Here is a 16,217-nt window from a genome sequence, read left to right on the forward strand (position 1 = left end):
ATTCTTCTTCCTGTTGACGTCGCAATTCTTCTTCCTGTTGACGTCGTAACTCTTCTTCCTGCTGACGCTGTAATTCATTCTCCTGCTGACGTCGCAACTCTTCCTCCTGTTGACGTCGTAACTCTTCTTCCTGCTGACGCCGTAATTCTTCTTCCTGTTGACGTCGCAATTCTTCTTCCTGTTGACGTCGTAACTCTTCTTCCTGCTGACGCTGTAATTCATTCTCCTGCTGACGTCGCAACTCTTCCTCCTGTTGACGTCGTAACTCTTCCTCCTGTTGACGTCGTAACTCTTCCTCCTGTTGACGTCGTAACTCTTCTTCCTGCTGACGCCGTAATTCTTCCTCCTGTCTCAACCAAGCATCCTGTGCTTCTCGCTCCAATCGCTCTTCTTCCTGCTGACGTCGCAATTCTTCTTCCTGCTGTTGCTGCTGCAATAGCTCATCCTCTTCTTCACCCAATAAAGGCCGTTCTTCATTACCTTCACCGGTCAGTAACAGTAATTCAGCTTCATCCTCTTCTACCGACTCTATTACAGGGGCAGATAACGTAATCGGTACATTATTATTATTACGTTCAACCAGATGGTAACGATTATCCGCCAAAGTGCGTCTTACCGGTGCCGTCGTCGGATCAATCTGTTGGGATAAAGGCTCTCCGAGCTGATAGTTGAAAGACAGATTAACTTTTGTGTCATCCTTACCTCTGTGACTAAAAGTTCTATCTATTCCTAATGAAATCAATTTGATAGGTGTATATTCCAGACCCACTGTCAACGCATATGGGTCCTTATAATGATTCTGGTGATTAAGCAGCGCAATATCATCACCGAAATATTGCTCAAATTTCAGTTTACCACTCAGTTGCGGGTAAGCAGGAAACCAACCCTGAGCGCGAATATCATAGCCATTCGCTGCACGTTCCGCATAACCATCCAGTGCCGAAGACGAATACCAATCCGTCAAACCAAAATATCCGTTAGCAGACAGATACAGATAATCGCGCCAGTATTCCAGTCCGAATCCTAGCCGCTGGTGAGCGTTACCGGATATTTGGGTATCGTAAAAGGTGTTGTAACCTAAAGCCCAATCTCCCTGAAAATAACGTTGACCAATACCAAAATTAACTATACTGCGCCCATCGGAACGGCGAGCACCTACCTGACCGAAAAATAAATGCTCATCTCCATCATATAATGGATAAAAAAAATCGATTGAACCGCTGGTTAGTTTTCCATCAGACAAAGGTAAATTAGCACGTACTCCCCCAGCTGAAGTTTTTTCTTCTGTCTCCGGCTGCAACGCGGCAAAACCCTTATCTGCCATAGCCAATTGCGGAATATCACTTTCCTGCATCACATCGTCATTAGTTTGATGCCGTAACCACCTTTTACCTGTTATAGCCGATTTAGGAAATTCACCGCCCTGCGTTACATCATCAGTCTGATGCTGTAACCATCTCTTTTTTCGTTTCTGTTCGCTGCCAATAGTACTAAGACTCTCTTTTTGAGTTTCATTCACTACTGACTCTTTTTTCTTATTAGGCTTATAGCAACCTGCTAATAACAACGCCACGGTAATGGCTGATACATACCTTATGCTTTTCTTCATGAGCGCTTTTATTTAAATATCATTATATTAGAAATAGATTCAAACACTGTCATGCCACTAAATAAAAAAGACAATGTCATCATTCACATTAGTTACTCATTTTATCTTCTTACTGCGGCGGGAATTCTTCCGAAATACAATTATTATTAAAATCAGTCAAAAACCTTATTTTTCCACATCAAAGAAAACAACAATATTAATATTTTCATTCCATCACCCATTACCAGAAATAAGGTTAATACCTTATTGGTTCTGTTCCCTTATTTGCTAATCTATTTGACAGAAATCGCAACACATTAATTTGGTAGGTGATGATATGTTTGCAAACTGCCAACTTTTCGGTATGGATCTGGCCTTTCCAGATGTCTGTATGACACCTTTACCTGTACCCGTGCCCGTTCCATATCCCAATATGACGCTGGGCCTAATGGCAACGCCTCACACTTATAAAGTACTGTTTATGGGAATGCCTGCGCATAATATGGCGACACTGACTAATTCAAGTTTCGGTGATAATCCTGGCGTTAATCTCGGTGTTGTTTCCGGTACCGTAATGGGGCCTTCACGCCATTTAATCGGCTCGTTTACCACGTTAATTAAGGGGTTTCCGGCTACACGCGTCACCAGTCTGAGCTTACAAAATAGCACCAACATGATTGGCATGCGTTTAATTCCCAGCCAGCTTAAGGTTCTGCTGCTGGGTCTGTGATGGAGGACTTTCTATGTTGCTTTTACTTCGCCATAAAAGTCACTATTTTTTTGCCTTTATTCTGCTTAGCATACTTCTGAGTGTTAGTTGTTCTGCAAATAAAGTGGAAAAAAATATTCCATACACAATTAAATTCCAGGCACATGGAGATGTTAACAACCTCGCTCCATTAAAATTAAATATATTATTGTTAAATGATCCGGATAAATTTAATCAGGCTGATATCGGGTCTTTACAAAAAAATACCCATTCAACTCTGGATAATACTGTACTTTGTCAAAAATCAATCTTCTTACTGCCAACAAAAGAACAAAATGATATCAGTATTACCTTTAATACACCGTCAGCGGAGAAATATATTGCAATTTGGGCCGAGTATCAGAGTATTAGCGACAAACAATGGCGGATCGTTATTCCTCTATCATCGTTTCTAACAGCGTCTTATTTATCGGTTTTGAATCCCTTTTCATCCTCTGAGCTTTATCAGTTGATTACCGTTACTTCTCACGGATTACAAATTGCATCTGCGTCCGATCAATGAATCACGCATGCTCAGGAGATCACCTATGAAAAATGCACACAAAGTTCTCTGGATGGAAGGCATGTTTTTACGACCTCACCATTTTCAACAAGCAGATGAGTATGTGGATGCACGCTTACGTCAATGGGGAGCCTTGCAACGAGCTTACAATTGGGGGTTTTCATCATTAAAACTCGATGAGAGCCAGCTTGCTCTGGGAAAAATTTCTCTGTTGGCGGCCAGCGGTATTATGCCTGATGGCACCAGTTTTGAATTTACTGAAACCAATGAAGCTCCACCAGCATTAGCAATCAGCACTTCACTACGTTCACAAATTATCACTTTAGCTATACCCGCCTACCTGACCGGGCGTGAATCAGTCAGCTTCGATGATGCACCCGATTCTTTGGCGCGTTATCAGGCTTTTGAAAAAGAGGTCAATGACATTAACTCGCTGGCACTTAGCAGTACGACCTTACATTGCGGGAAATTACGCCTGCGTCTGCTACCAGAAAATGAGTTGAATGGTGAATGGATTGCAATGGGAGTCCTGCGGGTTTTAGAAAAAAATCAGGATGGCATTGTCATTCTGGATACAGGATATATTCCACCGTTACTTAACTGTTGGACAAGCCCGTTATTACAGAACATGACTCATGATCTGTACGCTCTGTTATTGCAACGCAGCCGACAACTTAGCCATCATCTGCAATGTAATGGCGCTTGTACCAGTGATTTATTACGACTGGCGCTACTTAACCGTTTTAGTGCTCAGCTGCAACACATCATGCATCTGCCTCAACAAGCACCCGAAACGCTGTTCCTCATCTGGATCAGCTATGCACTGGAAATGAGTTCCTTTCAGGCACCTTATACATTGGAGGGCGAATTACCCCGCTACAATCATCTGGATATTGGTGGTTGCTTCACCCGCCTCTGTACTTTACTGCAACGCAGCTTGTCGATTGTGCTGGAAGAGCATGTTGTATCACTGCCCCTGACCAAACGCCTGCCCGGATTGAGCGTAGCATCACTACCAGAACAGATGAATCTGGATGATTACCACTTCATTTTAGTCGTGAAGTCTGAGATGGAACATGACTCTTTTATGGCTCATTTTCCGGCCCAAATCAAAATCGCCCCAGCTGATCGCATACGCGATCTGGTACGCCTGCAATTGCCCGGTATTGCCCTACGCCAATTAGTACAGATCCCCAGACAACTCCCCTATCAGAATGGGCATTGCTACTTCAAATTGGAATTAAACAGTGAAATTGAACAGTCGCTGGGAAAATCCGGGGTGTTTGCCTTTTATATTGCTGGTGAGTTTCCCGGCCTGAAAATGGCATTTTGGGCACTTAAACGTCTGTCTGATGAGGGGGAGATGAACCTATGAATCATAACTACCGTAACCCATTGGTACAGGCGGCTTATCCTCTGTTAAATGCGATGCCACATATTCGTCACACAGCAAAACTAGAGGATTCCAGTCAGTTACGCCAACAACTGATTGGTGAAATGTATCGCTTTGAAAAACAGTGTCAGCAAGAGGGATTCAGCTACGAAACTATTCTCGGCGCCCGTTATTGTCTGTGCACATGTTTAGATGAAGCAGTTGCATTGACCTCTTGGGGAAGCGATAGCATATGGTCAGGTAATGGCCTGTTGGTGACATTCCATAAAGAGAGCAGTGGCGGTGAAAAGTTTTTCAAGCTATTGGATATGCTACTGCAACAACCCGCTAAGCATATCGATCTACTCGAACTGTTCTACTTCTGTTTGTTACTGGGATTTGGGGGGCGTTATCGCTTGATTGATAACGGTCTGGCTCAATTAGAAACCTTGACCCAGCGACTGGCAATACGTCTGCGTCAAGTGCGGGGAGAATATTCCGCAGCATTAAGCGCTCTTCCACCTCCGCCAGTCAACACACATCAGACGTCACGGTTAACCCATTTTTTGGTGTTTTGTTCACTGTCTGGAGTACTACTGACCGGTTCACTCTACATCGGGTTAAACGCCCGGCTTAATCAGCAAACAGAACCCGTGTTGACATCCATATACGACCTGCCACTACCAGAAGCTGCATCACCGGCTGAAAGTTTCTCTATGGTTCATCTGCGGCAAATACTGCAACCAATGATTGAACAGCAGGATATCACCGTCAGCCAGAACGCGGATAATATCAGCGTAACCCTGCAAGGCGGTGCCTTATTCGCTTCGGCATCAGCGACACTTAATCCACTCTATCAGGTACCTCTGCAGGAGCTTGCCAAACAACTGAACCTGACGACTGGCAAGGTTATCGTTCGCGGGCACAGTGATAATCTGCCGATTCATACACGTACCTACTCCTCTAACTATGCGCTGTCCTTGGCACGAGCAGAAACTGTGGCGCAGCAGTTACGCACTAACTTGCTCCAACCACAACGGCTACAGGTTGAAAGTGCTGGCGCAGAAGCGCCTTTAGTTCCCAATACCACCGCCAAGAATCGGGCTTTGAACCGCCGTATTGAAATTATTTTCAACACCAAGTCGGACAATTCAGGCCAATAAGCAGGAGAGAAAGAAAATGTTAAGAGCATTTATCGCCATCATCACTAATCGCCTGTTTTGGGGAGCACTGATCGTTGCCGCATTGTGTTTGCTTATTTGGATCATGGGACCATTTATCGCCATTGGTGATCACCATCCACTGACAACCGAAGTCCAACGCCAAATCGCTATCACTATCCTGATTTCACTGTGGTTACTGCTAAAACTGTTACCTTTTCTCTATCAGATGTGGGCAAATGCGCGTTTGCGTCGCCATTTACACCATGTCAGCAATGTCACACCGACAGCCCGAAGTGCTTCTCAGTCCCTCGCTGACAACTTTAAACAGGCGGCATCCCTGATTAAACGCGGGCTGCGTCTGAATGGCGAACAGCTCACCACTCGTCTGGGCAAATTCTATCTCTATCGCCTGCCTTGGTATCTGGTTTTGGGTACCAAAGGATGTGGTAAAGATAAAGCTCTACTAAATTCAGGGTTAGACTTCTATCACACAACCTATCCAAGCCAGTTCGCTTTTCCTGAAACCAATGCCGAATCGCACTGTTCATGGTATTTCACCCTGCAAGGCGTCATTCTTAGCCCCGCAGGAGAGTACCTTAAGGAAGGCAATCCTTTATGGCAGACCTTATTGAAACTGCTAAAACGTTATCGTCCACGTCAGCCAATCAACGCCGTTATTTTGACAATCAGCGTGCAAGATCTGCTGCAACAAGATAATGACGCACAATATCACCAAGCTTTATTGTTGCGTAAGAGACTGATGGATTTACGTTTGCAACTGAAAATTGATTTCCCGGTCTACGTGATGATCACCAAATCCGACTTGCTCCCGGGGTTCAGCAGCTATTTCAACGGTTTTTATGGCGAAGAATTGGATCAGGTCTGGGGTTTTACATTTCCCTGGGAACAAGAGTTGCATTCCCATAACGATTTACAACAGATGCTGGATCAGCAATATAACCATTTGCAGCAACGTCTGGACTCTGCACTAGCGGATACCTTAATAACCCAGCAGGATATCACTCAGCGGGAACAAAGCTTTGCCTTCCCGCAGGCATTCGCCACCCTACGCCCAGTCTTGATGCGTTATCTGAGTATTATTTTTGCCACTTCCGGCTTTGATCGCCCATGGTTACCCCATGGTATCTATTTCACCAGTGCTAACCAAAAGCATGGGGAGTTTCAGCACAGTAATGGAACTACGCAAGATAGTCTGTTTGATTACAGTTATGCGCTTTCCTCTGTTACCAATAGCAACGGCGAAACAGCTAACCGGACTGCCCGCAGTTACTTTCTGAGACAATTATTCCAAAAAATCATTTTGGCTGAGAGTGGACTGGCAGGTATCAATCGCATGTACGAATTGCGCCGACGCTTTATGCTGCTAACTGGATGTGGCCTATTACTCGGTCTAATGGCTGGGATCTGCTTACTGCTACTGACAAGTTACCATAATAACAATAGTTATCTGGCACAAATTACGGCCCGGCTTCCGCTACTGGAACAACAGGGTCAGGCACTGAACAAGCCATCAGCTCGCGATCTACCACACTTGATTCAGTATTTGACACAACTACAGTCACTGACAGCAAATCAGCAAATTGATCCAGACAACCCGCCACTTGTTTACGATATGGGATTGTATCAAGGTCCCCAACTGAACAATGCCAATTATCCCGTTTATCAGCATGCATTAAAGAATTTATTGCTGCCGCTGGTGACACAGCAAGTCGAAAGTATTCTGCGTCAGCAAGCTGATAGCGATAACAGTGAATCAACTTATGAAGCGCTGAAAGCTTACCAAATGCTATTTCAGACACAGCATTACGATGGCAAATTCCTTACCGCTTGGCTGATGTTGAATCTGTCCCATATTCCCGGTGGTGAAAAGTTGAATGAGGCACAACGTAAAGCACTTCAGGAACATCTTTATCAGCTACTGAATCACAGCCAGCCTTCCTGGTCCCAACACAAAGATCAGCAACTGATACAAGAAGCGATAAAAAATATCATGCGTTCTACGTTCTCCCAGCGGGTTTATACCAGCATAAAAAAAAGATTGATCAATAACGGACATTTCAAATCCGTCAATCTGCTTGATTTAGCGGGTTCTCAGGCTGAGCTGGTATTAAAACGTAAAAGCGACCTGCCAGATACTGCAACAATCCCCGGTTTTTTTACACCAGACGGGTATTGGCACGGTCTGGTTGCACAGGTAGATAATACGGTAAAAACCCTTCATGACACTGATAGCTGGGTACTCAATATTCCGCCACAGGTACAGGAAGGATGCGACGCAGCCTGCCGAGTACGCCAGCTTTATATGGATGACTTTATGTTGGAGTGGGATACATTTCTCAATGATATCGTCCTGATCCCGACAAGTAGCCTCAACCAACGTATTAATAATGTGCGCATTCTCTCTGGCGCCCATTCGCCCCTGCGTAATCTGCTGATTGGTATCAGCCACATTGTTGCTCTTTCTCCACCAGAAGATCACGGCAAACTCACACAACTGGGCCAGCAACTGAACGATGAAGCAACCCGAAAATTACAAAATCTGTTTCCGGCGGTCAGAACGACGCCAGCGCCACCTTCACCAGAACAGATTGTCAGAAGCCACTATCGTGATCTGCTCGATCTAGCACGTCCACAGGGAGATCACAGTGACACGATCGCCTTTGATGATCTGTTCAAGAAACTGGGTGACCTGTATCGCTACCTTACCGCCTTGCAGGAAAATGGCGAAGCTACAGCCTCCTCTTCTGGAACCATACTGACACAATTACAGGCTGATGCTGGCCGCCTGCCTGCGCCGTTCCGCAGTATTATCATGGACATGACACAAGGGGCCAAAGGCGACACACAACAACAGGCGGTTTCGCGCATACACCAATTGGCCAGTGCTCAGTTAAGTGACTTCTGCCGTGAGGCCATTGCCGGGCGTTATCCACTATCCCGCCACAGCAAACGTGATATTACTCCTGATGATATGGCGCACATGTTTGCGCCAAACCAAGGGTTAATGGATCGCTTTTTTAATCAGTATCTGGTGGATAAGGTCAACACTCAGGGCAATGAATGGCGCTTTTTCCCCTGGGCGCTAGGCAGTACCAAGTCAGAAGATCAGTCGCTGCTAAAAACCTTCCGGCAAGCGCAGTTTGTCCGTGATGCATTCTTTAGTACCGCTTCTTCACAACCATCGTTCTCCCTGACCTTGCAACCTCTGCGCATGGATAACGACATCCTTACCCTATCACTGACACTCAACGATCAAAATGCCAGTTACAGCCACGGGCCGCTGACATCTTGGTACTTCACCTGGCCCGGCAGCAACAATGCCGGTAAAGCCAAACTGACCATGCTGCTGGCTAATGGCAAAACCAAATCACTGGAAACATCAGGGCCTTGGGCATTAAACCGGCTGATTGATACAGGAAAATGGTTTCAGGAGGATAACACGCATTATCGAATCACTTTCAATCTGGCAGGGCATCAGGCCACGCTGATACTCACCCCCGATAGCATACACAACCCGTTTGTTCTGCCGGAATTTACCTGTATCAAGCCATCATAAGGAAAACCTGATGAATATTGCATCTTTGCTCAACCCGATCAGCCAGGAACATCCCTGTGGAGAAGACTTGGAATACAGTGCCGAATTCATGCAACTGATTCAATTGGCAGAAGGAAAAACTGAACAGCAATTCGGTGACTTTATCATGCCAGCGCAGGAACCAGATTGGCGTCAGATAGAGAAAAGTGCCTTGGTTCTGCTGGCTCGCAGTAAGGATCTGCGCATTATCATCTTGCTAATGCAAGCCTGGTGCAATCAATACGGTTTGGCTGGATATGAACAGGGACTGCTGTTATTGGAACAGACGATCAACCGTTATTGGGAAACATTATGGCCAGCCGCAGAGCTAGATGGGGAGCCAGATCTGCTGATGCGTATTAACGCATTACAAGGACTCAGTGATGGTTTCGCGTTGGCTAAACAGGTACGCCTTTGCGAATTTGTCCAGCTGAGCGGGATCACCCTTACAGTAGCAGATGTGATGAAATGTCTGGATGGCAGTCATGCGGAAGACAACCCATTTCCCGGCGGGATCGATCTTCTGATCGCCGAATTACGAAAAAGCGCCGCACCGGTCATCAAGCAGATCCCACAAATTGCGGCCACCCTTCAATGTTTGTTTAACACATTGCGTGGTCATCTTGGCGATAGCGGACTGCCCGATATGCGCCGTCAGATGGCAACACTTAATCATCTGACACAACTTCTCGCCCCTGAAACCAGCGCGGTTGAGACGGTGGACAATACGGCATATCCCCTGCCAGAGAAGACGCCTCTACAACAAGAAATATCCCATGGCTGGCAGACATCCGGCATCCAAAACCGCGAACAGGCTCAACAGGCGCTGGAAGCGGTACGACAGTACTTTCTGCTACATGAATCCAGCCATCCGGCACCACTGATGATTGAAAGAATACAACGCCTGATGAGTCAGGATTTTATGAGCATTATGCGCAACCTTGCGCCAGAATCTGTCGATCAACTTGAACACTTTTTTGGCCGTGAAAAGCACACATAACGAGGTCAGAAACGCAACAGAATATCAGGTAGTCCACCAGAAAGGCTGTTGTGCTTCGTTAATTACCCATAACCACTGATTTTCCCGATGGAGAATATTATGTCAGGATCAAATAGCGGGCAAAAATTTATCGCTCGTAACCGTGCTCCACGAGTACAAATTGAATATGACGTCGAACTATACGGTAGTGAACGTAAGGTTCAACTGCCTTTTGTCATGGGCGTCATGTCGGATTTAGCCGGAAAATCTGCTGATCAACTCCCTCCACTGGGTCAGCGCAAGTTTCTCGATATTGATGTCGATAACTTCGATGACCGAATGAAATCACTACGTCCAAGCGTGGCTTTTCCGGTGGACAATACCCTGAGCGGTGAAGGCAAAATGCAGGTAGCACTCACTTTTAACACTATGGATGATTTTCTGCCTGATGCGATAGCACGCCAGGTAGACCCCCTTAATCAACTCCTGGAAGCCCGTACTCAACTGGCCAATTTGCTGTCCTATATGGACGGCAAAAGTGGTGCCGAAGAGCTGATCGCCTCCATCCTGCAAAATCCTGAATTGCTGAAATCGTTAAGTACAGCACCGTTGAATAATACGGAATCCACAGACTCGGTAGCAGAACAAGATCAAGGAGGCACCAATGAGCCAGCCTGAAATCAATGCCGCTAGTGAAAACCAAACTCAAGCCACCCACTACAGTCAGGGAGAACTCAGTGCACTACTCAAGAAAGAGTTTCGCCCTAAAACAGATCAGGCGCATCTTGCTGTGGAAAATGCGGTTAAAACTCTGGCGCATCAAGCGTTGGAAAATAGCCTGACGTTATCGAGCGACACTTTCAGCACCATTCAAGCGCTGATTGCCGCTATTGACAACAAGCTCTCTCAACAGATCAACGAAATTCTCCATCATCCTGATTTTCAGGCTTTGGAAGGGGGATGGCGTGGTCTGCTCTATCTGGTGAACAACACAGAAACCAGCGAAATGCTGAAAATACGTGTTATGAGCGTTGAGAAGAAAGAATTAGGACGCACATTGAAACGCTATAAAGGAACAGCCTGGGATCAGAGTCCGATATTCAAACGGATTTATGAAGAAGAGTACGGCCAATTTGGCGGAGAGCCACTTGGTTGTCTGGTCGGTGATTACTATTTCGACCACAATCCGCAGGATGTTGAGTTACTGGGAGAGATGGCCCGTATCGCTGCCGCTGCCCATTGCCCTTTTATTAGCAGCGCCTCGCCCGGGGTAATGCAAATGGAAACCTGGCAAGAGCTGGCAAACCCACGCGATCTGAGCAAAATCTTCCTCAACACCGAGTACGCCTCCTGGCGTAGTTTGCGTGAATCAGAAGATGCTCGTTACATCGGCTTGGTCATGCCACGTTTTCTGGCTCGTTTACCTTACGGTATCAGTACCAATCCAGTTGAAGGTTTCGATTTCGAAGAAAAAACCGCCGGGGCCACTCACAGTAACTACGTATGGAGCAACGCAGCCTATGCCATGGCAGTCAATATCAATCGCTCATTTAAAGAATATGGCTGGTGTGCCTCCATCCGAGGTGTCGAGTCAGGCGGAGCCGTAGATAAACTGATCTGCCATACCTTCCCAACAGATGATGGCGGTTTAGATATCAAATGCCCGACCGAAATCGCTATCAGTGACCGTCGCGAGGCTGAGCTGGCAAAAAACGGTTTTATCCCGTTGGTCTACCGTAAGAATTCTGATTTTGCCGCATTTATCGGTGCTCAATCACTGCAAAAACCGGCGGAATATATGGATGCAGATGCCACGGTAAATGCTAACCTGGCCGCTCGTTTACCTTATCTATTTGCCTGCTGTCGCTTCGCGCATTATCTGAAATGTATTGTGCGTGACAAAGTAGGATCGTTTCAGAGTCGTGATGACATTGAACGCTGGTTGAATAAATGGATTCTCAACTATGTTGACGGCGATCCCGCTAACTCATCACAACAGACCAAAGCGCGTAAACCGCTGGCAGCGGCGGAAGTACAAGTTAGCGAACAGGAAGATAACCCTGGCTACTATCAAGCCAAATTCTTCCTGCGTCCCCATTATCAACTGGAGGGATTAACAGTTTCCCTGCGGTTGGTATCAAAACTGCCCTCCCTGAAACAGAGTGGCAGTTAATCCTGAAAATCACTGAATGAAGGAATACGATGATGAATAACAGTATCTATTTGAATATCGAAGAAATTTTTGGCGAATGTAAAGATGCAGATCAAATTGGCAGTATTGATGTGCATTCCTTTCAATGGAAGATGTCACAGCCAGCAGAAACCGGTCAGGGCGGTGGTTGTGGCGGTGGGCGTGGCAAAGCTCATCCTTTGGTAGTCTATGTCAGGATGGACAGAGCAATGCCAACAGTAGTACAAAAATTATTAGAAGGAACTCATCTTAAAAACGTGAAATTAACCATGTGTAGGGCTGGAGGTGAACAACAACCTTTCACTATTGTTACGCTTGAGGAGGCATTTCTTGAATCTGTTGAATTTATTGACTTGGACCCTATCTTTCCATATTTAAAACAAAATTTAAAACCAGATTCGAATATCACAACGCCTAGCCCTTTTATGGGAATGAAATACAGTTTTTCACCGATCAAGTTCAAAGTAGTTTATAACGAACAAAATAACGATGGAAACAATGGTGCTAGTGTAGAAGCTTCCTGGAATGTACAAACAAACAGATCGGAATAATAAAACATTCACTGACAACTAAGTCAGTAAAAATAATAACCTTCCTCCCGGAATACGCTATGTTGGTTTCCGTCGGGATACCGCACACTTTTTTCGTGGAGGAAGGTTAAATAATTATTCAAGATAATGAGCGAAGTTATTATGCAAATAACCATCATCAATACTCCAGCAGGCGACATAACAGCAAATAGCAGTCATATTTTTTATCCTCCCGGTGGCACTATCGGTACCAGCGAAGATAATCATTTTGTATTGCCAGATCCGAGTGGTTGTATTTCGGCATTACAAGCCAGTGTACATATTTCTGCCCAAGGAGCCTGCACTATTACTAATATTGGAACTGCTTTCATGATGATTAACAATATCCCATTAGCGCGTGGAGAAACCACCTCTCTACAAGAAAATAGCAAACTCCAGATTGGAGATTATTACCTGACGGTGGATAAAACGGAAACAACAAAATACCGTTCTGCCGAGCAGGAAATACCAGAAACTGATATTTCCGCAGCACTATGGGATGAATTCAATGAAACATTACCCCCAGAAAAAAATCCTACAGAGGATGAGCAACTGTCACTGGCAGATTTTATGCTACCGAAGCAAGGAACAGAGCCAGTGCTATTCCTTGACCAACTCGCTACCCGCCCCACCGATCCGATGCAACTCTTTACGGCCCAACGTCACAGTGCCAGCAGTCAGACGCTATTTCAGCAAAATACCCGCCTCTCTGTTACACCATTGCAACTATGGGAAGAACAGGTAAAACAACTCGATCCGCTATGCATGTTCAAAAAAGAACCGACAGCCGCCACTGCCAACGACATGACCGCACCACAAACATACCCAATGTCAGACAGACACGAACAGGCAATGAAAGAAGCACTTTTCTATTGCCTTAACTCCATCATGAATCGTTTTGACCCATCCTACGACGAAAACAGTGTTCCCGCAGCACACTTCTGGCACATGAATGGCACGCAACACCGTAAGGCAAAATTGTGGGATAATTTCACTGAGCGTTACCAACAAACTACCGAAGATATACGCCAGCAATCATCGACATTATTCAATGCCTTTTTCCTCAGTGTTTATCAACAAAAATTGAACACTATTTTCGACAACAATAATGGCGAATAACACGGACAAAAAACTATTGGAATTACCCAATACTCTCCGAGATTGGGTGTTTCAATTAATTAAATAAAGCGGATTCGACTAATAAGTACAATTTTTCATCCAAGTGGCCCATAGAAACCGTGAGATAGGCTATAGAACCAATATTGTTCAAAAAGAAAACAAAAGGCATAGGTGTATCGGTCTTATGGAAAGCTATTTAGTTAGGCTGGGGACGTAATACCATTACGCGGAAATGGAACGTACTGGATTTGGAGTAAATAAAAAGCATTTACATCCTTATTACCACTTTTCAGCATTTAATATATCTCATTCCCCATTGTCAGGGTTAAAAAACGATCTCTGATCACATTTTATACTATCCATTCAGACAGACAATTAATCACGCATTAGAATAGTTTGATAATGTCACTATCAAATTATTAATGATTATCTATGGGAAAATTACCGCTTTATCACCGAAGTCTGACAGGGCTTATTCTGCTAGCTATCTCCGCACTGGCACAGGCTTCAATGCCTGTCAGCCCGGAGGATCAAGACTCCATCACCCAACAACAAAAAGCCCTGTTGCAGCAAGCCCAACAGCAACGGGAAGCGCTGCGTCACAATATCACCTTATCCCCACCACCCGCTTTGACATCGGATACCCCTAAATCAAGTTGCCACACCATTCAACGGATTGAATTGGCAGGGGCAGAAAGCCTGTCAAGGTCAGTCAAACAAAACCTGATTCACCCTTACTTATCTCATTGTTTAACTTTGCAGGATATTAATGGGCTGGTGCGTAAAGTATCGAATGCCTATATTGAACGGGGTTATGTCACTTCCCAGGCCGAACTCAAAGTACAGGATTTATCCTCAGGTACCCTCATTATTACTGTCAATGAAGGCAAAGTTGAGTCAATCAGTCTGGACGGTGAAATCCCCCTTTCGCTGAAAATGGCTTTCCCGAAAATAGTGGGTAAAACGCTTAATCTACGAGAGATTGAACAAGGCATGGAACGTTTGAATCGCCTGCCTTCCCAACAAGTAACCATTGATATCCAGCCGAGCAAACAGCCCGGTTATTCCGCGGTTATCTTAAAACGAACATCGACGCATTTACCGGTCAGTGCCAGTTTAGGCGCAGATAATAGTGGTCAGAAAAGTACCGGCACCGGACAAATCAATGCCAATGTGAACCTAGATAATCCATTACATCTTGCTGACCAGTGGTCATTATCCGCCAGCCGTAACAGTGATTTCCGCAATAGTCATCAAAGCCGCAACCTCTCCGCCAATGTGACAGTGCCTTATGGTTACTGGTTGTTCAGTTATCAATATGCATGGAATGACTCTTTTCAAAATATCCCAACGGGTTCACAAACCTATCGCTACACCGGTGACAGCCAGACTCACCGGCTGGCAATAAACCGGAGCTTATATCGTGATGGCAAGCAGAAACTGGCATTGGATATAGGACTCACACGCCGTCGAACCACCAATTTACTGGCCGAAGAAACATTATCCATCAGCAGTCCAACACTCAGCACAATTAACCTTGGCGTTAATTACAGTACCGTACTGGCGGGTAGCTATATCACGTTTAACCCGATGGTAAACCGCGGCTTACAGACGCTTGGTGCCACAAAAGACGATCCACGTTTCCCCGATGCGCCACGTAGTCAATTTCGCAAATTCAGTCTGAGTGCCAGCTATTTTATGCCGGTTACAGATTCCATTTATTACCTCTCATCGATTTACGGCCAGACCACGCCGGACAACCTTTACTCAAGTGAACGCCTGTCACTGGGGGGACAATATTCCGTCCGGGGATTTAAAGAACAATATCTCACCGGCAACCGTGGCGGATATTGGCGCAATGAGCTGAACTGGCGAGTTTCAGCACTTCCAGTTCTGGGCGAACTTGCCTTAACCGGAGCGCTGGATACTGGCTGGTTACAGAAAAAAACCGGACAAATCGACGGCGGTAACGTTACCGGCGCGGCTCTGGGCTTATCACTGACTCACCGTAGATTCAACCAGAACATCACTATTGGGAAGCCCCTCATTCACCCAGCTCACCTAAAACCGGATCACTGGGTCACTTATTGGTCAGCTTCACTCACTTTGTAACACTTACATTAGGAAAGGGATACGCAATGAGTAAACGCCACGACGCGGTGGTCAGAACCACGAGTTATCTTTTAATTTACCTGACGGCAATCCAGCCACTACACCCGGCGATTGCCGCGGGAATAACACCAGATAGCCCCCAAACACAGGTCCAAAATCAGGGCAATGTCCCGGTGGTCAATATTGCTACGCCAAATGATATGGGGATATCTCACAATACTTATAAAGAGTTCAATGTCGCCACGCAAGGCGCCGTCC

The 16,217-nt window shown here is 45.6% G+C and carries 13 protein-coding genes; 12 read left to right on the top strand and 1 reads right to left on the bottom strand.

Annotated elements, in window-relative coordinates; all coding sequences use genetic code 11:
- Positions 1-1,609 (bottom strand): inverse autotransporter beta domain-containing protein (locus EAE89_RS21575; protein WP_214086550.1); only part of this gene is annotated, 1,609 nt, incomplete at its 3' end.
- 316 nt (positions 1,610-1,925) lie between these two features.
- Here EAE89_RS21575 and EAE89_RS21580 point away from each other — a divergent pair.
- The 12 genes from EAE89_RS21580 to EAE89_RS21635 form a co-directional block, all read left to right on the top strand.
- Positions 1,926-2,318 carry a DUF4150 domain-containing protein gene (locus EAE89_RS21580; protein WP_036774458.1) on the top strand — a complete coding sequence of 131 codons (393 nt, stop codon included), beginning with the start codon at positions 1,926-1,928 and terminating at the stop codon, positions 2,316-2,318.
- Between the two features lie 13 nt (positions 2,319-2,331).
- A complete protein-coding gene (tssJ, locus tag EAE89_RS21585; protein ID WP_214086551.1) occupies positions 2,332-2,859 on the top strand; it encodes a type VI secretion system lipoprotein TssJ in 528 nt (175 codons plus the stop codon).
- A gap of 25 nt (positions 2,860-2,884) precedes the next feature.
- Positions 2,885-4,234: a type VI secretion system baseplate subunit TssK gene (gene tssK / locus EAE89_RS21590; protein ID WP_054480650.1), complete on the top strand. Its 1,350-nt coding sequence runs from the start codon at positions 2,885-2,887 to the stop codon at positions 4,232-4,234.
- Positions 4,231-5,394 carry a type IVB secretion system protein IcmH/DotU gene (gene icmH / locus EAE89_RS21595; RefSeq protein WP_054480652.1) on the top strand — a complete coding sequence of 388 codons (1,164 nt, stop codon included), beginning with the start codon at positions 4,231-4,233 and terminating at the stop codon, positions 5,392-5,394. The genes tssK and icmH overlap by 4 nt, the downstream gene beginning before the upstream one ends.
- Before the next feature lie 16 nt (positions 5,395-5,410).
- Positions 5,411-8,971 (top strand): type VI secretion system membrane subunit TssM, encoded by a 3,561-nt coding sequence (gene tssM, locus EAE89_RS21600; RefSeq protein WP_054480654.1) that lies wholly within the window; start codon positions 5,411-5,413, stop codon positions 8,969-8,971.
- Positions 8,972-8,981: 10 nt separating this feature from the next.
- On the top strand, positions 8,982-9,989 hold the full coding sequence (gene tssA / locus EAE89_RS21605; protein ID WP_214086552.1) for a type VI secretion system protein TssA: 1,008 nt from the start codon (positions 8,982-8,984) through the stop codon (positions 9,987-9,989).
- Positions 9,990-10,088: 99 nt separating this feature from the next.
- Complete coding sequence (gene tssB / locus EAE89_RS21610) at positions 10,089-10,646, top strand: type VI secretion system contractile sheath small subunit (protein WP_214086553.1); 558 nt, start codon at positions 10,089-10,091, stop codon at positions 10,644-10,646.
- Positions 10,633-12,141, top strand: coding sequence for a type VI secretion system contractile sheath large subunit (tssC, locus tag EAE89_RS21615; RefSeq protein ID WP_149616946.1), 1,509 nt, complete (start codon positions 10,633-10,635; stop codon positions 12,139-12,141). Before tssB ends, tssC begins: the two co-directional genes overlap by 14 nt.
- Positions 12,142-12,173: 32 nt before the next feature.
- On the top strand, positions 12,174-12,710 hold the full coding sequence (locus EAE89_RS21620) for an Hcp family type VI secretion system effector (protein WP_214086554.1): 537 nt from the start codon (positions 12,174-12,176) through the stop codon (positions 12,708-12,710).
- A 141-nt stretch (positions 12,711-12,851) separates the two neighbouring features.
- Entirely contained in the window at positions 12,852-13,847 is a 996-nt protein-coding gene (locus EAE89_RS21625; protein WP_214086555.1) for a type VI secretion system-associated FHA domain protein, read from the top strand.
- A gap of 432 nt (positions 13,848-14,279) precedes the next feature.
- On the top strand, positions 14,280-15,959 hold the full coding sequence (locus tag EAE89_RS21630) for a ShlB/FhaC/HecB family hemolysin secretion/activation protein (protein WP_214086556.1): 1,680 nt from the start codon (positions 14,280-14,282) through the stop codon (positions 15,957-15,959).
- 26 nt (positions 15,960-15,985) lie between these two features.
- Positions 15,986-16,217, top strand: a 232-nt coding sequence (locus EAE89_RS21635) for a hypothetical protein (protein WP_214086108.1), incomplete at its 3' end; no start/stop codon positions are given.

The sequence above is a fragment of the Photorhabdus heterorhabditis genome (genome assembly GCF_018448905.1).
GTDB classification, from domain to species: domain Bacteria; phylum Pseudomonadota; class Gammaproteobacteria; order Enterobacterales; family Enterobacteriaceae; genus Photorhabdus; species Photorhabdus heterorhabditis.

What these genes read in the sequence shown, in the direction of transcription:
- EAE89_RS21580 (WP_036774458.1), top strand. Translation starts at nt 1,926, where the DNA reads ATGTTTGCAAACTGCCAACTTTTCGGTATGGATCTGGCCTTTCCAGAT.
- tssJ (WP_214086551.1), top strand. Translation starts at nt 2,332, where the DNA reads ATGTTGCTTTTACTTCGCCATAAAAGTCACTATTTTTTTGCCTTTATT.
- tssK (WP_054480650.1), top strand. Translation starts at nt 2,885, where the DNA reads ATGAAAAATGCACACAAAGTTCTCTGGATGGAAGGCATGTTTTTACGA.
- icmH (WP_054480652.1), top strand. Translation starts at nt 4,231, where the DNA reads ATGAATCATAACTACCGTAACCCATTGGTACAGGCGGCTTATCCTCTG.
- tssM (WP_054480654.1), top strand. Translation starts at nt 5,411, where the DNA reads ATGTTAAGAGCATTTATCGCCATCATCACTAATCGCCTGTTTTGGGGA.
- tssA (WP_214086552.1), top strand. Translation starts at nt 8,982, where the DNA reads ATGAATATTGCATCTTTGCTCAACCCGATCAGCCAGGAACATCCCTGT.
- tssB (WP_214086553.1), top strand. Translation starts at nt 10,089, where the DNA reads ATGTCAGGATCAAATAGCGGGCAAAAATTTATCGCTCGTAACCGTGCT.
- tssC (WP_149616946.1), top strand. Translation starts at nt 10,633, where the DNA reads ATGAGCCAGCCTGAAATCAATGCCGCTAGTGAAAACCAAACTCAAGCC.
- EAE89_RS21620 (WP_214086554.1), top strand. Translation starts at nt 12,174, where the DNA reads ATGAATAACAGTATCTATTTGAATATCGAAGAAATTTTTGGCGAATGT.
- EAE89_RS21625 (WP_214086555.1), top strand. Translation starts at nt 12,852, where the DNA reads ATGCAAATAACCATCATCAATACTCCAGCAGGCGACATAACAGCAAAT.
- EAE89_RS21630 (WP_214086556.1), top strand. Translation starts at nt 14,280, where the DNA reads ATGGGAAAATTACCGCTTTATCACCGAAGTCTGACAGGGCTTATTCTG.